The organism is Pararhodospirillum photometricum DSM 122 (genome assembly GCF_000284415.1).
GTDB classification, from domain to species: Bacteria; Pseudomonadota; Alphaproteobacteria; order Rhodospirillales; family Rhodospirillaceae; genus Pararhodospirillum; species Pararhodospirillum photometricum.
In genome coordinates this window covers 1,187,664-1,207,100 of record NC_017059.1, presented here as the reverse complement: position 1 = coordinate 1,207,100, position 19,437 = coordinate 1,187,664, and the positions used below count along the sequence as shown (strand labels likewise).

Below are 19,437 nucleotides of genomic sequence, written 5' to 3'. Positions count from 1 at the left end.
GAGCCCCCCTACCACGCCCCATCGGGCACAGTACCGCGCCACAAAGGCTGGCGCTCCTCAACGATGAGGCTTCCCAAGGCTCCACTGTCGAGCGACACCCGCACCCACCGGGGCACGATTTCGTTGCCCACATCGTCGATCACCGCCACCGCCAGATCCTCCGGCCCCGGCCACATCCAGCGGCCCAAGCCTCGGACATAGCGCTCAAACGCGGCCGGGTCCAGAAGAAGGCGGTCGGGAATATAGGCCAGACGGACCAGGGGCTGGGTCAGCGCCGATTGCACCATGGTCGCGCGGACCTGCAAAAGCACCACGTAATCGCGCCGGGGCGCCGGATTCGGACGTCCGCTGAGGCACTCACGACGACAAAGAACGTCCATGAAACGGGGCCTTGTTCGGGGGCTCCCGCGTGCCCCCACGCCGGGCCGAGTGGTGGGCGGTGACGGGTTCGAACCGCCGACCTTCTGGGTGTAAACCAGACGCTCTTCCAGCTGAGCTAACCGCCCTGATCGTCAGGGAAGCGCGCCAGCCCCCCGGCCCCACGCGCCTTCCCCTCGGGGCCAGATCTATTCCCGATCCGCCCCCCGTCCGTCAAGCCTTCAGGCTTCGTCAGCGTCTGGAGCGGCCTCGCCCCCGTTGACGGCGTCCTTCAGGACCTTGCCGGGCTTGAACTTCGGCTGATTGGAGGCCGGAATGGCAATCACCTCCCCCGTGCGCGGATTGCGCCCCTCGGATGCCGCGCGCCGCGACACCGCAAAGGTGCCAAAGCCAACCAGTCGCACCTCGTCATCCGCCTTCAGCGCGGCTGTGATGGCGTCGAACACGCCGTCCACGGCGCGCGCCGCCTCGGCCTTCGACAGCTCCGCGCGTTCCGCCACGGCGGCGATGAGATCATTCTTGTTCACAGGACAACCCCCTTTACTCCATGAGGCCCCTCACGGCCCGTCCACACCGCGGACGCCGACGTCAGGGGGGCGGAGACTGTACGGTCCCCTCTTCACCCGCGTCAACGGCCCTGCCTAGGGCAAAAAGCCAAAAAAAGAAAGACTGGGGAGGCTCGCCTCCCCAGACCCCTCTTTTTCAACGAATGGCCCCAATGGCCCCAGCGCCGCATCGTTCTCCCATTTAGTGGGGCCGCAGCTCTTCCGTTGCCGGCGTTTCTTCCCGTGCCGCCACCGGGGCCGGACCGTCGTCAGGCTCGGTCCAGTCGATGGGCACCAGACGGCCCACCAGGGCACGCTCCAGCACCTCGTCGGCATGGCTCACCGGAATGATGGTCAGCCCCCGCTTCACGTTGTCGGGAATCTCGGCCAGATCCTTCTCGTTGTCCTTGGGAATCAGCACCGTGGTGATGCCGCCGCGCAGGGCCGCGAGAAGCTTTTCCTTGAGCCCGCCAATGGGCAGGACCCGGCCGCGCAAGGTGATCTCGCCGGTCATGGCGATATCGCGGCGCACGGCGATGCCCGTCATCGATGACACAATAGACGTACACATGGCCACGCCGGCCGAGGGGCCATCCTTGGGCGTCGCCCCCTCGGGAACGTGAACGTGGATGTCCCGCTTTTCAAACAGCGTGGGCTTGATGCCGTAGGTCAGGGCCCGCGAGCGCACAAAGGAGCGCGCCGCCTGCACCGATTCCTTCATCACGTCACCCAACTGGCCGGTCAGCGTCACCTGCCCCTTGCCGGGCATGATCACCGCCTCGATCGACAGCAATTCGCCGCCCACCTCGGTCCAGGCCAAACCGGTGGTCACGCCCACCAAATCCTCGCGCTCGGCTTCGCCATAGCGGTACTTGCGCACACCGGCATACTTTTCCAGATTGGCGCGCGTCACCTTGATGGCCGAGCGGGCCCCCTTGCGCAGGAGAATTTCCTTCGTCGCCTTGCGGGTCAGATTGGCCAGTTCCCGCTCCAGACCGCGCACACCCGCCTCGCGGGTGTAGTAGCGAATGAGGTCGCGCAGGGCATCGTCGGAAATGGACCACTCGCCCCGGCGCAGGCCCGCCGCCTCAATCTGCTTGCGGATCAGGTGGCGCCGCGCGATCTCGACCTTTTCATCCTCGGTGTAACCGGACAGGCGGATGATCTCCATGCGGTCAAGCAGCGGCTGCGGCATGCGCATGGAATTTGCCGTTGTCATGAACATGACATCGGAAAGGTCGTAGTCCACTTCGAGGTAGTGATCGTTGAACGAATTGTTCTGCTCGGGGTCCAGCACTTCCAGCAGCGCCGACGAAGGATCACCCCGCCAGTCGGCCCCCAACTTGTCGATCTCGTCGAGCAAAAAGAAGGGGTTCGACGACTTGGACTTGCGCATCCCCTGGATGATCTTGCCCGGCATGGACCCAATATAGGTCCGGCGATGACCGCGAATTTCGGATTCGTCGCGCACACCGCCCAAGGACACCCGCACGAAGTTTCGCCCCGTCGCCCGGGCGATCGACTTGCCCAGCGAGGTCTTGCCCACACCCGGCGGCCCGACCAGACACAAGATGGGGCCCTTATTGCGGGTGGTGCGCAACTGCACCGCCAGATATTCCAAAATACGATCCTTGACCTTTTCCAGGCCATAGTGATCGGTATCCAAGATCGCCTGGGCGGCCTTCAGGTCTTTCTTGGTCCGGGTCCGCTTGCCCCAGGGCAGACTGAGCATCCAGTCAAGATAATTGCGCACCACGGTGGCCTCGGCCGACATGGGGCTCATGTTGCGCAGCTTCTTGAGTTCGCCCAGGGCCTTCTCGCGCGCCTCCTTGGTCAGCTTGACCTGAGTAATGCGCTCTTCCAGCTCGGAAAGCTCATCGCGACCGTCCTCGGTCTCGCCCAGTTCCTTCTGGATGGCCTTGAGCTGCTCGTTGAGATAATATTCCCGCTGGGTCTTTTCCATCTGCCGCTTGACGCGGCTGCGGATCTTCTTCTCCACCTGCAAGAGCCCGATCTCGGACTCCATGAAGGCATACACCCGCTCCAGCCGCTCGGCGATGGAGGAAAGCTCCAAAAGATCCTGCTTGTCGGAAATCTTGAGCACCAGATGGGACGACACGGTATCGGCCAGCTTGGCCGGGTCCTCAATCTGGTTGACCGAGACCAGCACCTCGGGGGGAATTTTCTTGTTGAGCTTGATATACTGCTCAAACTGGGTAATCACCGAACGGGAAAGAGCTTCCAGTTCCTCATCTTCGGTGCCCGTATCGGTCATGGCCTCGGCCTCGACCTCGAAAAACTCACTGCGGTCAAGGTAGCGGCTGATCCGGGCCCGCTGCACGCCCTCGACCAGGACCTTGACGGTCCCATCGGGCAAGCGCAGCAGTTGGAGAACCGTACTCACCGTCCCCACAGTGTGGATATCGTCGGGGGCGGGATCGTCGTTGGTGGCGCTCTTTTGCGCCACAAGCAAGATTTGCTTGTCCTCGCGCATCACCTCTTCCAGGGCGCGCACGGATTTTTCCCGCCCAACGAACAGCGGGACAATCATGTGCGGGAAGACAACGATGTCCCGCAGCGGCAGCATGGGATAAGCAGTCGCGGAACCGGTGCTCACCAGGTGTTCCTTTCACACGCGGTGCCCGGTGTCCCGCCATGGGGTCCGCCGGGGCACAATGATTCGTAGAGGGAGGGGGCGGGACCGCCCGAGGAGCGCCCGTCCTCGTCCGCCCCCGTCCCTTAGCCGCTGGTGCCGTCCACCGAAGCGCGCTGGTCGCCGTAGATGAACAGGGGCTTGGACCGTCCGTCCACCACTTCCTTGTTCACCACCACCTCGTCCACCCCGGACAAGCCGGGCAGGTCGAACATGGTGTCGAGCAAGATGCCTTCCATAATCGACCGCAGGCCGCGCGCGCCTGTCTTGCGGGCGATGGCCTTCTTGGCGATCCCGCGCAGGGCCTCGTCCTTGAAGGACAAGTGGGTGCTCTCCATCTCGAACAACTTCTGGTATTGCTTGACCAGAGCATTCTTGGGAGAGGTCAGGATATCGACCAGAGCATCCTCGTCCAGGTCATCCAGCGTGGCCAAGACGGGCAGACGCCCGACAAATTCAGGAATAAGGCCGTACTTCAGCAGGTCCTCGGGCTCGACATTGCGCAGGATTTCGCCGGTCCGCCGGGTCTCCGGGTCGCGCACATCGGCCCCGAAGCCGATGGACGACCCCTTGCCCCGTGCCGAAATGATCTTCTCCAACCCGGCGAAGGCGCCGCCGCAGATGAACAAGATGTTAGTGGTATCGACCTGGAGGAATTCCTGCTGCGGATGCTTGCGCCCGCCCTGCGGCGGCACCGAGGCCACGGTGCCTTCCATGATCTTCAACAGCGCCTGCTGCACGCCCTCGCCCGACACGTCGCGGGTGATAGACGGATTGTCTGACTTGCGCGAGATCTTGTCGATTTCGTCAATGTAAACAATGCCGCGCTGGGCTCGCTCCACATTGTAGTCCGACGCCTGAAGCAACTTCAGGATAATGTTTTCCACATCCTCGCCAACATACCCCGCCTCGGTCAAGGTGGTGGCGTCGGCCATGGTGAAGGGAACGTCCAAGATGCGCGCCAGCGTCTGCGCCAACAAAGTCTTGCCGCAGCCCGTGGGGCCGATCAGCAAAATGTTGGACTTGGCCAGCTCGACATCCGAATTCCGTCCGACATGGGAGAGGCGCTTGTAATGATTGTGTACCGCCACCGCCAAAACTTTCTTGGCGTGGTGCTGCCCGATCACGTAGTCATCCAAGACCTGCATGATCTCCCTGGGCGAGGGAACGCCATCGCGGGATTTGACCAAGCTGGTCTTGTGCTCCTCGCGAATGATGTCCATGCACAGTTCGACGCATTCGTCGCAAATGAACACCGTCGGACCGGCGATGAGCTTGCGAACCTCATGCTGGCTCTTCCCGCAGAAAGAGCAGTAGAGGGTGTTTTTTGAGTCACCGCCTGACGACTTCGACATGTCGGAAAGTCTCCCTATCGTCTTCCGCTGCCCACCCTGCCCGGATTTATTGTCGCCATCCGGAAAAGACAAGGCCCCGTCGTAAACGTCCCGCCCCCGCCCGGTCCCGGATCATCCCTGCAGAGGAAATGAGAGCGGGCAGCCGAGCACACCCGGAACGCCATCGGGTATGTTAGCCGTTCTGGGAAGGCCGGCACAATCCAAAACGATATCCCGGACCAAAACGATCTCCCCGGGAGGAGAGAAAAGGTCTCCTCCCGGGGCCGGGGATCCTTATCCCTTGGTCTCGGTCGGGGGGGCCTCGTCTTCGGCGCCCTTGGGCCGGCTTTCGATGACCTCGTCGATCAAGCCGAAGGCTGTGGCTTCTTCGGCGGTCATGTAGTTGTCGCGATCCATGGCGCGCTCGATGGTCTCCAGGGTCTGGCCGGTGTGGCGCACATAAACCCGATTGAGGCGCTCGCGCAGGGCCAGAATCTCCCGGGCCTGGATTTCGATGTCGGCGGCCTGCCCCTGGAACCCGCCCGACGGCTGATGGATCATGATCCGGGCATTGGGCGTGGCATACCGCTTGCCGGGAGCCCCGGCGCACAGCAACAGCGAGCCCATCGAGGCCGCCTGCCCGATGCACACCGTCGAAACCGGGCAGCGAATGTAGTGCATGGTATCATAGATGGCCATGCCACTGGTCACGACCCCCCCGGGGGAGTTAATATAAAAAGCAATATCCTTGCTGGGATTTTCCGATTCCAAAAACAAAAGCTGGGCACAGATCAGGCTCGACACACCATCGTGCACTTGCCCGGTCAGAAAAATAATCCGCTCCTTGAGCAAACGCGAATAAATATCATAAGCGCGTTCCCCCCGGTTGGTCTGCTCCACCACCATGGGGACAAGGGTATTATTGAATACTTCAAGGGGATCGCGGTCACGCATGTTTAGGTCTCGCTGCTGATGATATCCGGTGGGGGAGTCGCCTTCCCTACATAGGATGGGGAGACACCCCCTGTCCAGGGGCGCGCCCGTGTCATCGCCTCCCCAACCGGAGTCCCCCGGGACGACGCCCCGGGGGGATCTCGACGTCAGGCCGCGTCGCGGTCGTTTTCCAGCGCGGCCTTCAACTCTTCGGCGCTGATTGCCTTTTCGGTCACGCTCGCCTGCTCCAGGATAAAGGCACACACCTTGTCCTCGAACACCGGCGCGCGCAGACGCTCCATGGCTTCCTTGCTCTGGCGGTAGTAGTTGATCACCGCCGCTTCCTGCCCCGGGAAACGCCGCATTTCGCGCATCAGGGCCTTGTTCAGGTCCTCGGGCGCCACGGTCACCTTGTGGCGCTGGCCCACTTCCGCCAGCAGCAGGCCCAGACGCAGACGGCGCAGGGCAATCGCCCGGTAGTCGGTGCGCAGCTGCTCTTCCGACTTGCCCTTGTCCTCCTCGTCCAGATGGCCGTGCTCCAGGGCGTGGCTCACCTGATCCCAGATCGACTTGAACTCGGCTTCCAGCAGCCCCTCGGGCACCTCAAAGGTGCTCTGCTCGGCCAGGACATCGAGCAAACGACGCTTCAGACGGGCCTGGCAGGCCTCATCATAGTCGTTTTGGATGTTCTTGCGGATCTCGTCGCGCACTTGCTCGACGGTCTCCAGGCCCAGTTTCTTGGCCAGGGCCTCATCGACCTCGGGCAGGACCGGCCGCTCGATGGCATGGACCTTGACCTCGAAAGCGGCCTCGCGCCCCTTCAGATGGTCCACCGGATAATCCTCGGGGAAGGGCACGGTGACGGTGCGGGTCTCGCCGGCGCTCACGCCGACCAGTTGCTCCTCGAAGCCCGGAATGAAGGTGGCCGAGCCCAGTTCCAGCCGGAAGTCCTCGCTGGAGCCGCCCTCAAAGGCTTCGCCATCCAGACGGCCGACGAAATCGATCAGCACGCTGTCGCCCATCTCGGCGGCATGCCCCTCGGCGGTCGCCTCGAAGGTCTTCATGCGGCCGCGCAGTTCTTCCACGGCCTCGTCCAGCGCCTTGTCCTCGACCGCCACGCTTTCGCGCTCCAGGGTCAGAGCGGCGAAATCGGGGTCAGCGATCTCGGGCAGGACCTCAACCGCCAAGGTAAAGGCCACATCCTGGCCTTCCTCGACGTCCGAGGGAAAATCAATCTGCGGCTGGAGGGCGGGGCGCAGACCCTTCTCGTCGATCAGACGGCGGAAGCTGTCCTGGACGGCCGCCTCCAGCACCTCCCCCAGGGCGCTCTTGCCAAACCGCTTGCGCAACATCGACGCGGGAACCTTGCCCGGACGGAAGCCGGGCAGGCGAACCTGGCCTTGCAGCTCCTCAAGCCTCGCGCTCACGCGCTCGGCAATGTCAGCGGCCGGGAGGACAATCTTGTATTCCCGCTTCAGGGACTCGTTGACGGTTTCGGTGACCTGCATCGGCGGTTCTCTCAAGCCCTTGCGTAGGTAAAGGGAAATGACCCCGGCCGCACCGGGGCGGCGGGGCTGGGCCGGGACGAACGGGGAACGGGAAGGGGCCGGAACACGCGCTCCTTACGGGCGCCTTGGTGCGGGCGGAGGGATTTGAACCCCCATGGCCAGGGCCACTGGAACCTAAATCCAGCGTGTCTACCAGTTCCACCACGCCCGCCCATCGTGTCCGACGGCCAGTCCGGCTTATCCCACACCCGGCGGCTTGAAGCAACCTCTTTGCGCAAGGTCTTCGGGGGAAAGGAAAGAGAAGGCTGGGGAGGCGGGGCCTCCCCAGACCCCTGCGTTCCCAGGCCATCGCAAACGAGGGGTCTGGAGAGGCCCCGCCTCCCCAGCCTGCCCTTTTGGCCCCGTTCCTTATGCGCCCAACCGAATCCAGGTCGTCTTCAACTCGGTATATTTATCCAAAGCATGCAGGGACTTGTCCCGGCCGATCCCGGATTGACGGTAGCCGCCAAACGGCGTCGTCATGTCATCGGTATCGTAGCCGTTGACATAGACCACCCCCGCGCGCAAGCCCGCCGCCATCCGGTGAGCTTGGCTCAGGTCATCGGTCCACACCGCTGCCGCCAAGCCATAGTCGCTGTCATTGGCTACCGCCAAAGCCTCCTCGGCGCTGTCCACGGCGATCACCGCCAACACCGGCCCAAACACCTCCTCGCGGGCCAGCCGCATGGTGTTGCGCACCCCGGTAAAAACGGTGGGCTCGATATAGCAGCCCCCCGCCACCGGCGCGACCCGCGCCCCGCCCTGGGCCAAAACAGCGCCTTCGGCCTTGCCGATCTCCACATACCCCAGAACACGCTGGACGTGATCCTCGTCCACCATCGCACCGAAGCGGGTGGCGGGATCGAGGGGATCTCCCGGGCAGCGCTCCCGGGCCATGCGGGTGACGATCTCCACCACCCGGTCGTGAACGGAACGCTCGACAATCAGGCGCGAGCCCGCCGTGCACACCTCGCCTTGGTTATAAAAAATCGCCTCGGCCGCCGTGCGGGCCGCCGCTTCGAGGTCGCGAAAGCCCGAGAGCACGATATTGGGGCTTTTGCCGCCGCACTCCAGCCCCACCCGCTTGAGGTTCGACTGGCCGGCATACTGCATGATCAGTTTGCCCACCGCCGTCGAGCCGGTGAAAAACACGCCATCAACATCGCCGTGCAAGGCCAGGGCCCGGCCCACCGTCGGCCCAAAGCCGGGCAGCACGTTCAGCACGCCCGGGGGCACCCCGGCTTCCAGGGCCAACTCGCCCAATTTCAGAGCCGTCAGCGGCGATTGCTCCGCCGGCTTCAAGATCACGCTGTTGCCGGCCGCCAAGGCCGGGGCGACCTTCCAGGCCGCCATCAGCAGCGGGAAGTTCCAAGGCACGATGGCCGCCACCACCCCCAGCGGCTCGCGGGTGATCAGGGCCAGATCATCGGGCCCGGTCGGCGCTACCTCGCCATAGACCTTGTCCAGGGCCTCGCCATACCAACGAAAGCAATTAGCCGCCGAGCGCACATCAATGCCCAGGCTCTCGGTGATCGGCTTGCCCATGTCCAAGGTCTCCAGCAGGGCCAGGGCCTCGGCATTGTGCAAGATCAGCTCCGACAACCGCTGCAACACCCGCTTGCGCCGGGTCGGCGGCAGGCGGGCCCAACGACCATCGGCAAAGGCGGCCCGGGCCACGGCCACGGCCCGGTCGGCATCGGCCGCATCGCACGCGGCCACGTCGGCCAGCGCTTGGCCATCGCGTGGGCTGCGACAAGCAAAGGTCTCCCCCGACACGGCCGCCACGCGCTCCCCTCCCACGATGGCGCGCCCCTCCACGGTCACGGGGGTGAGAGCGGCGGCGCGGGCGATCCAATCGGCGGCACTGAGGGTCATGACGGCTCTCCAGTCGGGGACGCTCCCCCGGGCGGACCGGAGGGCAGAAACAAGGTCACGGTGGTGCCAACCCCCGGGGTGCTGTCAAGATCAAGCCGCCCACCGTGCAAGGACAAAATCCGCTCGGCCAGCGAGAGTCCCAGCCCGGTCCCCTCCTCGCGGCGGGCCACCGTGGCCCCATGGACCCGCTCAAACGGTTGGAGCGCCAGGGAGATCTGCTCAGGGGTCATGCCAATCCCGGTATCGGTCACGATCAGGGCATGACCTTGGGCATCGCAGCGGCTGGTCATTTCCACCCGGCCTCGCAAGGTGTATTTCAAGGCATTCCCCACCACATTGAACAAGGCTTGGCGCACCCGCAAGGGATCAAGCCGCACTTGGTGGGGGCAGGAGACCGCGTTAATCAAGGTGAGCCCCCGCTCGCGCGCTTGCAAGGCGAGCAAGGCCACCACATCCTCGACCACTGCCGCGAGCGCCACCTCCTCCACCACCAGATCCACCTTGCCCGCCTCGATCTTGGCCAAGTCAAGAATCTGGTTGATGGTCTCCAGCAGATGCCGGCCGCTATGCAAGATCAGGTCGGCGTACTCTTCATAGGGCTTGGGCAGCGGCCCCAGGGTCCGCGAGCGCATCATGTCGGAAAAGCCGATGATGGCATTGAGCGGCGTGCGCAGCTCGTGGCTCATGTTGGCCAGAAATTCCGATTTGGCCCGGCTCGCCGCCTCGGCCCGGCGCAAGGCCTCCACCAGCCGACGCTCCCCGGCGCGCTGCTCGGCCACGTCATGAATGGTCAATACTCGGCTATCCAACCCCAAAGGCGCCCAGCGCAGTTCCACCTCGCGCCGCTCCCCGTCACGGCACTCGAGAACGCCGGCGGTCGGATCGACCTTGCCCACACTTTCAACCAAGCTCGCCACCGAGCGCCCCAACAGATCGGTCTCCGGCACCCCGCTCAAGAGCGCCAGCGTGGGATTGACCGACAAAATGGTCCCGCTGCGATCGGTAATCACCATGCCATCGGCGGCATTGGCAAACACCCCCTCGGTCAGGGACAACAACCGCACTTGGTCTTCCAGCCGTCCGCGGCGCAAACTCTCGCGCCCCAGCAGCACTCCCGTTACCAACAAGCCCGCCAGGGCTGCCGCCCCCACCCCCAGCAACACCGCCGACTCCCAGGCCCAGGCTTCCAACGCCCCGCGGTGCGGCACACTCACCAAAACCGCGACAGGATAGCGTTGAGACAACCTGACTGCCAGGGAATGCGGGCCGCCCTCTTCGGTGGACAAAGGGATCACCGCTTCGTCTTGATCCCGCCGGGCGAGGTCGGCCAAGCCCGGCACCGAGGGAAACGCCCTGCCATTGCCCTCCAAGATCGGCGTCCCCTCAAGCCGGGCCAGCCACGCCGCCCCCCCTGCCCCGGCCCGATCTAAAATCACCGAGAAATACGGAGGATTGAGAGCCCCCAGAACGATCAGCCCGGGACCGCCCCGCACCGCTACGGGCAACACGCTTTGCAGACCCACCGCCGCCGCCTGCCCCGCCACGGGAAGGGTGCGGCCGGCGCGGACTTCCCCAATCATCAGACCACGCGATAACGAGCGCTCCTGCGCGGTGTGCCCTTCTCCACCGTCGGGCGGCAGCCCCAAAGCCGCCAACGACAGGTGCCACTCCGCTCCGTTGCCGGCACTATCCAAGAGAACCAGACCATCACGGGCCCGTATCACCACAATTTGCCGCAGATGAGGAGAAAACCGCAGTCCCTGCCGCGCCACGGCCTGGAGTTCTTCCAAAGCCCAGGGCTGGATCATGGCATCGCTTTCGAGCGCGGCACACAACCGGACACACACCGCCTCGCCCACGGAGAGCAAAGCCGTCTCGGCGGACTCCAGCGAGCGAGTGACCGCGTTTTCCACCATCAAGGCGACAAGAGCCGCACGTTCCGTTTGCCGATCCAGAGCCGCGCGAGCCTGCAAGAAAAGAACACTGGAAAAAAGGGCAAGAACAGCCGCCGCACACAGTGCCAGAATAACGCCCCATCCGCGTTTGCGCCGGTGCGGCACGGCTCTTCTCCCCGCGCTTATTCCGTTTCCTTCTTTATGGGTACGCTCCCTTAGCGCCCACGGCAAGAGTGCGGCCACGGCGCTTGCTCTGGAAACCCGAGGCTCCCTTACCAAGCCTCTGACCGGTTGGTCGGGCTGGCCCCCACCCCCGCTTGGCGCGATGCCCCTTTTCCCCTTTTTGTTTTATGAATCAATGAGAAAGGAAGGAGACGGCTGGGAATCCCCGGCCTCCCCCTCTCCCATGTTCCTTGGAGGGGGCAGGGGCAGGGTCCGCGCGACCTGATAGCGCGTGATGTCTGCCCCAAGATTGACCGGGGCATACCCCTGGGCCGCCCGCGTCACCACGGATTCATGGATCCAAGCGGTGTCGCCGAGCACACGCGGTTCACCCGCCGGCAGATACCAGCCGCCCAACGTTTTACGCTCGGGCCATTCCCGGTACTTGACTGATTTGGGAAAATATTCAAGCAGCCACCACGGCCCGGTCGGCTCTGGGTGAAGAGGCCCCAGGGGATCTTCCGGGGCATAGACCACCTCGCCACGCGCGTTCTTTTGCCCCTCAACGATGTTTTTCAGCATTTTTTTGTTGAAGGAAAGCCCAGCCGCCGCCGCCTCGCCCACCATCCAGCGGAGCGAAACCTTACACAGACCGCTTTCAGCCTCGGCGTGTCCCCCACCAATATCGCCATGTGCTCCGGCGAACCAAACCTGCGCCACATCCTGCGCCACGGTCTTCTGAGGATCGAAAGGATTCGGCACAAAAGGACCGGGGTGCCACAAATTCACCCGAAACATCCGCCGACGCTCATCAATCGCCATGGCGTGGCGCACACAAGCAACCGAAGGATTGCGGCGCGTGTAGGGCAAATGGACAAGGCCAATGGCCAAGCGATCCCTCAAGGGCGCGATCATGGAGCCCACGGTGTCCCACAGCCCCAAGAAATGGATCAAGACCCGTCGCGTCCCCACGTCACGGGCAAACCGCCAGCCAATCGCGAGATTGTCCTGATCGCTCGACATCTTATAGGCCTTCACCGCGAAAGCCGCGAGATTGGCCTGCTCGGGCCGAAGCAAGCCCACCTGATGGATTACCCCAGCCACCACCCGCGCCGCGTAGGCCCCACGGCTGAACCCGAACAGGGAAATACGATCCCCCGCCCGGTAGTGCTCGCAGAGAAACCGATAGGCGCTGATCACATGCTCATCGAGCCCATCCCCGGTCGCCTGCTCGGCCAAAGCCCGGATCCGATTGGACCGCCGCCGCCACAAATCCAAAATCCCCGAGGTCCCCACCCCAGGGTCATAGTAAACAATCTGCTTCTCCCCCTTGCTCAACGCGCGAAACAGATGAACGACATTGGTCGATCCAACACCCGCCCCCGTCGGCGCCGGCTCATTGCTGGTCCCATCACAACAAACGACGAGGTTACGCCCCTCTTCCACCCGATGACCCGCCGATAGGAGGTCACTTTTTGCGCTCTCACTCATCAAAACCTCCTTGCGTTTCAACCGAGTTCCTAAAGACCAAGCCCGCGCCCCAACGAAACGAAGGGCCTGGAGAGGCCATGCCTCCCCAGCCTTCCCTCTTTCTCACCGCCCCCGCTCTCGGACGACATGAAAAAGATTCCAGAGAATCGCGGCACCGTTTCCACTGGGACACCATAGCAAAATTGGGGTCTTTGGCCTTCCCCAAACCGAGGCAACCCGGCGGGGCATCGGTTTTTGCCCTCTGGCCTTTTTCCTGGATTTTTTGATAATGACACTCATTATCTCTTAAACCCGACCACAGAGAGGGAAAGCCCATGAGTGTTCACGTGATCTATGGATCCGATGGCGGCACCACCCGAGGGATCGCCCAGCGCCTTGCCAGCCGTCTCCAGGGCCGAGCGATTGACATCACCAAGGCCAGCGTTGCCGACCTGGAATCACCAGCCCTGCTGATCCTGGGCTGCCCCACCTACGGCTTCGGCGATCTGCAATCGGACTGGGAAGACCGGCTCTCCTTGCTCAAGGAAGCCCAGTTGTCGGGCAAACGGGTCGCCCTGTTCGGCACCGGGGACCAAATGACCTACCCCGACACCTTTGTGGACGCCATGGGCATCCTCTACGACATCGTGGTGGATCGCGGCGCCCAGGTGGTTGGCTTCACCGACACCAAAGGCTACGACCACACCGGCTCCGCCGCCCAACGCGACGGCCGCTTCGTCGGCCTCGCCCTCGACGAAGACCAACAACCCACCCTCACCGACCAACGCCTCACCGCCTGGATCGACCAGATCCGCTAACCCCCCCAGGCTGGGGAGGCGAGCCTCCCCAGCCGCCTCGCTCGACGGACCACGCCCCGAGGCATGGCCTACGTCCTGCACGCGACAAGGCGGTGAAGGCCGCGACACGACGGTAACACCATGTGATGGGGCACGATCTTTTGGACGGTCGCGAACTCCTAGGCTAGCAAGGCGTCACCTTCTGTGGCATCGTGAGTCTCGTGATAAACTTGCCCGTCAGAGGCTGGCCTAACTCAACAGTCATCATGGCACGGATCAATCTTAAAAAATTCATTGCTGAACATTACAAAGGTGGCGTGACAGCACGAGACGTGATCCGTGAAGGCATCACTAATTCAATCCACGCTGGCGCCAATGAGATTTGTGTCGAACTCTTTTTTCAGAAGAAGCTATTTAGTGACGAAGAGCGCAACGTCCTCGACCGCATCATCATTTCCGACAATGGCGAGGGATTCACCCAAGACAACCTGAATTATTTCGACGAAATTTGCACCGGCCACAAAGACGATATTGGTGGCAAGGGTGTCGGTCGCCTCGCCTTTTTGAAATATGCTAATCGCGTCGAGGTTCGCAGCCAACTAGCAGAGCACCTAGTCGAATTCCGCTACACCCCCGATTTTAAGTTAGAGGATGTTAAAAGAACTAAATCTTCCGGTAGTCCGAATACGAGGATAACCATCTCCGAGCCGAAGGAAGAAATCAATACACAGGTCGCAAAACTGATAAATTCGATGTGCGACGACCTGCGCCTGTTGTTGTTCCTGAAGAAGCAGGCCGGACAGATCATATCGGTCACCTTCACCCATAATTCGCAGCAGCCATTTCCGGTGTCATTTTCTTTTTCGGCAGACCAAATTGAGGCGCTGAAAACCCGGTTTTTCGAGGTCGGTGGCGAGACGTTCGACTGCTATCTTTTCCGCGAAGAGGCCCCGCGTAAGGGCATAGTCGCAATGCTCTGCGCTGACCAGCTCTGTGTTGAAGAATATCAGATCAGCAAGCGCTTCGATATCTGCCGTTACCTCATTTCAGTCACATCGACCTACCTAAACCGCACTTCCAATATCGAGCGCCAGAAACTCGAAATTCCCAAAACGGACTCTGATGTAGATCTCGTGTCGCCGATCAGCCGTGAGATGCTCATGCCGCGTATCCACGACGAATGTTTGGCCATGATTAACGAGACAGCGAAAGGCGATATCGATTCATTCAAAGAATCTAACATTGAGAAACTCAAAAAATATTATCCATTTATCACCATCAGCTCCTTAAACGGGGATGCTGCGATGCTGGACGCTGACGAGATCGTTAAAACTTACCGTGCACAACAGGCACGGCGCGAAGATCGGCTGGTTGAAGACTTGATCGAGGGTCGCAAGGCGAACTTCGACGATATATCTCATCTCGCCAGTGACGACTTGGCTCGCTTTATCGTCCATCGGGCACTGGTTATCGACTCGTTAGCTAAGATGCCCCGCGAATCTGCGGAAGAGTTCCTCCACAATGCAATTCTAAGAAAAAAAAGTAACGGTGACGATATCCGAGAAAACAATGTCTGGCTCGTGGACGACAAGTTCCTTTCCTATTCAAGCATCTACAGCGATGCAACTCTAGCGAAAATCGTTCGCGAGGTTGGCGTCGAAACAGAATCGAAACAGAAGCGCAAACCCGATGTCGCAGCCTTTTTTTCAAAGGACAATGAAGGCCACCCCAATAAACTTGTCATCATTGAATTCAAGAAACCTGGTGCCGATATCTATGATAATAACAAGGCACTACTCCAGTGCCGCCTCTATGCCAGTGAGTTGGTAGATAGGATTAAGACGGTGCGGGAGGTTTTCGCCTTCTCTATCGTCGAGATCGATGACGAATTTTACAGGGATATGAAACGCTCTGGGTTCAAGGACGTGTTCTCGTTGAGCGAGCGAGTTGTCTATAACGACTTCGCCACTGGCTCAAACGACGATATCCCACTGCACCTCTACGTGATGCCTGCGGCCTCATTGATCATTGATGCCAAGGCACGCAATCGCGTCTTCGAAGAGGTGCTCCGGTTTAACATGACCCAACATGCACCGGCGCTCACTGCCTCTCCGGCAGATCCAAGTCCTGAAAAATGACTTTCAGGCGACATCCCCACGGATCATGTCCCATTGCGTGGTGCAATAGGGTGGTGGCCATTTGATCTCCAGCAGGATTGCCGGTTTGATCAGGCTGCCGCAACGGGCGGCAAGCTGCCGGGGAGGGGGAGTTTCGAGGCGTTTTGCTACCGGGAGACTTCTCTAAAAACCGCCTTGAAGAGCCATAAAAGAAAGCGGAGGTCTGGAGGCGTCAGCCTCCAGGTGGGGTCCGGGGCGACAGCCCCGCGTCGCCGCGTCTGACCGCCCCCGCTAGCCGATTTTAAACTTCAGAACATCGGCCGGCATTTCCGCTTCAGGGAGGTTGCGCGGGTCCGGTTCTGGGGTTCCGATGGTTGTGGTGATCGGGATGACGCCGGCCCAGATGGGCAGGGCGTAGTCGGCTTCGTCGTCTTCGGGCTGGCCGGTGCGCACTTTGGCCGAGGCTTCCGTGAGGTCGAGGCGCATCAGGGCTGTCACTTTGAGTTCCTGCTCGGTCATCGGGCGCAGGCGGTCCCACTGGCCGGGGATCAGGCCGTTGACGAAGCGCTTGAGCTGGGCCTCTTTTTCCGCCGGATCGGTCACCGGCTGGGCCACGCCGAACACCATCACCGAGCGGTGGTTGATGTTGTAGTTATAGGCCGAGCGGGCCAGCACCAGCCCATCGATGATCGAGGCGCACAGGCACACTTCCTGTCCCGTGGTCGCCTGGATCATGCGGGCCACCCGCGATCCGTGCCAGTACAAGACCTCGCCATCGCGCCATACCAAGGTGGGGGTCACCAGGGGGTGCCCCTCGTGGAGATAGCCGACGTGGGCATGGGGGCAGGCGTCGAGGATGGCGTGGATGGTTTCCTTGTCGTACTTTGCCAGCCAGTGATAGCGTTTGACGCGGGTCCGCTCGCTGGGAGGGGTGTCGGTCATCGGGGAGATCCTTCTGGTTGATCGAGAACCGCCCCACTGTGGCAGCCCCACCGCCTTGCCCCTAGATCCGCCGCGGCTGCCGCGCATGGAGCCACCGCGACACGCTGGCCGGGAGACGTCGTTCGTCATGCTGCCTATCGCCTTGGAACGCACCAGCAGCGCCCCTACCTTGCAAGAGCAGATCTATCGCTTTATCCGCGACCGGGTGATGGCGGGGCATCTGCCGGCCGGCGCTCGTCTGCCCTCGACCCGCGAGTTGGCGCAAAGCCTGGGGGTGTCGCGCAACACGGTGGTCCTGGCTTTCGACTGGCTGGCCGCCGAGGGCTATATCGAGCGCCACGCCGGATCCGGGACGTTTGTGGCCCGTCTCCTGCCGCCCAACCTCACCCCCGCGCCGGCCCTACCCGAAACACGCCCCGTCCCCGATCCGCAAGAACCGCCGCCCGTGGTGCCGCCCGCCGTTCCGCCGCCCGTGCTGGCGGGCGAGGGGCGGCCGGTGTTTGACTTCTGGTATGGCCGTCCCGATCCCCGGCTGTTTCCCGCGCATACATGGCGCATGCTGGCCGGTATGGTATTGGGCGCTTGCGCCCGGGGGTTGGCCGACTACGGCGATCGCGGTGGCGACCCGGATTTGCGCAGCGCCATCGCCACCCATCTGGCCGGCGCCCGGGGCCTTGCCGCCGCGCCCGACCAAGTGATCATCACCGCTGGCGCCCAGGAAGCCTTGAACCTGATCGCCCGCCTGCTGGTCGAGCCCGGCACCCCGGTTGCCCTGGAAGCCCCCGGCTACGATGCCGCCGCCCGGGTGTTCGAGGATCATGGGGCGCGGATCCATCCCGTCCCCCTCGACCACGAGGGCCTGGATCCGACCGCCCTGCGCGGCGTGCGCCCACGCTTGGTGTTTGTCACGCCGTCCCACCAGTTTCCCACCGGGGCGGTCATGACCCTGGCGCGGCGGCGGGCCCTCATTGAGCACTGCGCCCAGTTTGGCGGGCGCATCATTGAAGACGATTACGACGGAGAGATCATCTACGACCGGCCGCCCGTTGCCGCCTTGGCCGCTCTCGACGGGCTGGAGCGTACCCTTTATGTCGGGTCCTTTTCCAAGACCTTGGGCAACGGGTTGCGGCTGGGCTATGTCGTGGTGCCGCGCGCCCTGGTTCCCGCTGCCCGCGCCGTCAAGGGGTTGATGAGCTATGGCCAGTCCTGGCTTGACCAGCAGATCCTGGCCGCGTTTCTCGCCAGCGGCCGCTTTGAGCGGCATTTACGCCGTTTGCGCGTGACCTATCGCGCTCGTCGTGATGCCGCGCGCGCTGGTCTTTTGGCCCTGTTTGGTCCCGAGCTGCGGGTGGAGGGGGCGGATGCCGGCTTGCATCTTTATTGCACCTTGCCGCCCTCGGCTCCGAGTGCCCAGGAGGTGGCCCGGTGTGCTCGGGCGCGGGGCATCGGGTTTTATCCGGCCGAGGCGTCGGGGCTGCGGGGGGGCGGTGTGGATCTTGCGCGGAGCTTGATCATTGGGTATGGCGCGCTGACGCCGGAAGAAATCAACGAGGCCTTTCGTCGATTAGAGGGGCTATGAAAAAGGCAAGGCTGGGGAGGCGCGGCCTCCCCAGACCCCTCGTTGCCTTAAATGCCAAGGGCCAGTTTGCGGTGGCGTAGCGCCGGCAAGTCGGCGTGATCTTGGTACTTGGTGCACTGCAAGACGAAGGTGCGCAGGGATTCATAGACCTTGGCGGTCAGGGGATCCTTGGCGGACATATCCTCCAGAACCAGTCGGGTCTGGCGCCCCATCTCCTGGATCACCTCGTCGGGGAAGGTGCGGATTTGGATGGTGGGGTATTTGGTCGCCATGTCGGCGAAAACCAGGGTGTTGTTGTAGGTGAAGTCGGCCAGGGTCTGGGCGCTGGTCGCCTGAGCGGCGTAGCGGACAATGGCTTTAAGGTCGGCCGGCAGGGCTTGGTAGCGTGCCTTGTTGACAATCACCTCCAGCGAGGGGCCGGGCTCGTGGAAGGCTGGCATGTAGTAGTACTTGGCCGCTTTCTGGAGGCCAAAGGCAATGTCTAGCCAGGGGCTGACCCACTCGGCGGCATCGACCGCCCCTGCCATCAAGGCCGGCATGATCTCGCCCGGCGGCGTTAGCACGGTGGCCGCTCCCAGGCGCCGCATCACCTCGCCCCCCAGGCCGGCAATGCGCATGCGCAGCCCCTTGAGATCCTCAAGGGTGTTGATCTCCTTGTTAAACCAGCCGCCGGCCTGCACGCCGGAGTTTCCCGCGTAAAACGGCTGGATGCCAAAGGGGGCGTAGACCTCTTCCCACAGCGCTTGTCCGGGGCCATTGGTGATCCAGGCGTCCAGTTCCCAGGCCATCAAGCCAAACGGGATGGCGGTGAATAGGTTGAGGGCCGGCGCCTTGCCTTGCCAGTAATACGAGGTCGCGTGGCCAATCTGCGCCGTGTCGGCCTGAATGGCATCCATGACCTCGAACGGCGGCACCAGCTCACCGGCCGCGAACAAGGTGATGGTCAGACGTCCGCCCGACATGGCGGTGACCATGTCGGCAAATCGCTGGGCATTGACCCCGACCCCGGGCGCGTTTTTCGGCCAGGGCGTCACCATCTTCCACTCCAGGCGCTCTTGCGCCAGGGCCGGGGCTGCCAAGCCGCCCACCGCAACGGCGGTACCGGCCGAGGCCGCCGCCAGAAAATCACGCCGCTTCATCCAACCCCCTCCTTTGATCAAAAAAAGTGCTCCAGCATACGGGGGGCACACACCGAGGCAAGAGGCAGCCT

14 protein-coding genes and 2 tRNA genes are annotated in these 19,437 nt (G+C 62.7%); 3 read left to right on the top strand and 13 right to left on the bottom strand.

What is annotated here, in order from left to right; genetic code table 11:
* Positions 1-8: 8 nt before the first annotated feature.
* The 11 genes from RSPPHO_RS05280 to RSPPHO_RS05230 all read right to left on the bottom strand — a co-directional run bounded on the left by RSPPHO_RS05280 (position 9) and on the right by RSPPHO_RS05230 (position 12,813).
* Positions 9-380: a tunnelling fold family protein gene (locus tag RSPPHO_RS05280; RefSeq protein ID WP_041794403.1), complete on the bottom strand. Its 372-nt coding sequence runs from the start codon at positions 378-380 to the stop codon at positions 9-11.
* A 50-nt stretch (positions 381-430) separates the two neighbouring features.
* Positions 431-506 (bottom strand) — tRNA-Val (locus RSPPHO_RS05275).
* Between the two features lie 93 nt (positions 507-599).
* Positions 600-905: an HU family DNA-binding protein gene (locus RSPPHO_RS05270; RefSeq protein ID WP_014414233.1), complete on the bottom strand. Its 306-nt coding sequence runs from the start codon at positions 903-905 to the stop codon at positions 600-602.
* A gap of 220 nt (positions 906-1,125) precedes the next feature.
* Positions 1,126-3,510, bottom strand: coding sequence for an endopeptidase La (gene lon, locus RSPPHO_RS05265; protein WP_041796648.1), 2,385 nt, complete (start codon positions 3,508-3,510; stop codon positions 1,126-1,128).
* Positions 3,511-3,662: 152 nt separating this feature from the next.
* Positions 3,663-4,931 (bottom strand): ATP-dependent Clp protease ATP-binding subunit ClpX, encoded by a 1,269-nt coding sequence (gene clpX / locus RSPPHO_RS05260; RefSeq protein ID WP_041794399.1) that lies wholly within the window; start codon positions 4,929-4,931, stop codon positions 3,663-3,665.
* Between the two features lie 273 nt (positions 4,932-5,204).
* The gene (gene clpP, locus RSPPHO_RS05255) at positions 5,205-5,864 is read right to left on the bottom strand and encodes an ATP-dependent Clp endopeptidase proteolytic subunit ClpP (RefSeq protein WP_041794396.1); all 660 of its coding nucleotides are present in this window, start codon (positions 5,862-5,864) and stop codon (positions 5,205-5,207) included.
* Between the two features lie 146 nt (positions 5,865-6,010).
* Positions 6,011-7,351, bottom strand: a complete 1,341-nt coding sequence (gene tig, locus RSPPHO_RS05250; RefSeq protein WP_041794393.1) for a trigger factor — start codon at positions 7,349-7,351, stop codon at positions 6,011-6,013.
* Positions 7,352-7,477: 126 nt separating this feature from the next.
* Positions 7,478-7,562, bottom strand: a tRNA-Leu gene (locus RSPPHO_RS05245).
* Positions 7,563-7,759: 197 nt separating this feature from the next.
* Positions 7,760-9,265 carry an aldehyde dehydrogenase gene (locus tag RSPPHO_RS05240; protein WP_014414228.1) on the bottom strand — a complete coding sequence of 502 codons (1,506 nt, stop codon included), beginning with the start codon at positions 9,263-9,265 and terminating at the stop codon, positions 7,760-7,762.
* The gene (locus RSPPHO_RS17600; RefSeq protein ID WP_051013694.1) at positions 9,262-11,325 is read right to left on the bottom strand and encodes a PAS domain-containing sensor histidine kinase; all 2,064 of its coding nucleotides are present in this window, start codon (positions 11,323-11,325) and stop codon (positions 9,262-9,264) included. Before RSPPHO_RS17600 ends, RSPPHO_RS05240 begins: the two co-directional genes overlap by 4 nt.
* 183 nt (positions 11,326-11,508) lie before the next feature.
* The gene (locus RSPPHO_RS05230) at positions 11,509-12,813 is read right to left on the bottom strand and encodes a DUF2235 domain-containing protein (protein ID WP_069187538.1); all 1,305 of its coding nucleotides are present in this window, start codon (positions 12,811-12,813) and stop codon (positions 11,509-11,511) included.
* Between the two features lie 314 nt (positions 12,814-13,127).
* On the opposite strand from RSPPHO_RS05230, the gene fldA reads away from it, so the two are divergent.
* The gene (fldA, locus tag RSPPHO_RS05225) at positions 13,128-13,610 is read left to right on the top strand and encodes a flavodoxin FldA (RefSeq protein ID WP_014414225.1); all 483 of its coding nucleotides are present in this window, start codon (positions 13,128-13,130) and stop codon (positions 13,608-13,610) included.
* Between the two features lie 245 nt (positions 13,611-13,855).
* On the top strand, positions 13,856-15,727 hold the full coding sequence (locus RSPPHO_RS05220) for an ATP-binding protein (protein ID WP_081581657.1): 1,872 nt from the start codon (positions 13,856-13,858) through the stop codon (positions 15,725-15,727).
* Positions 15,728-15,997: 270 nt separating this feature from the next.
* On the opposite strand, the gene RSPPHO_RS05215 is transcribed toward RSPPHO_RS05220, so the two are convergent.
* Positions 15,998-16,648, bottom strand: coding sequence for a pyridoxamine 5'-phosphate oxidase family protein (locus tag RSPPHO_RS05215; RefSeq protein WP_041794386.1), 651 nt, complete (start codon positions 16,646-16,648; stop codon positions 15,998-16,000).
* Positions 16,649-16,775: 127 nt separating this feature from the next.
* Here RSPPHO_RS05215 and pdxR point away from each other — a divergent pair, with 127 nt between their 5' ends.
* Positions 16,776-18,227 (top strand): MocR-like pyridoxine biosynthesis transcription factor PdxR, encoded by a 1,452-nt coding sequence (pdxR, locus tag RSPPHO_RS05210; protein ID WP_162138085.1) that lies wholly within the window; start codon positions 16,776-16,778, stop codon positions 18,225-18,227.
* Positions 18,228-18,274: 47 nt separating this feature from the next.
* On the opposite strand, the gene RSPPHO_RS05205 is transcribed toward pdxR, so the two are convergent.
* Positions 18,275-19,366, bottom strand: coding sequence for a TRAP transporter substrate-binding protein (locus RSPPHO_RS05205; protein WP_041794384.1), 1,092 nt, complete (start codon positions 19,364-19,366; stop codon positions 18,275-18,277).
* Positions 19,367-19,437: the final 71 nt, after the last annotated feature.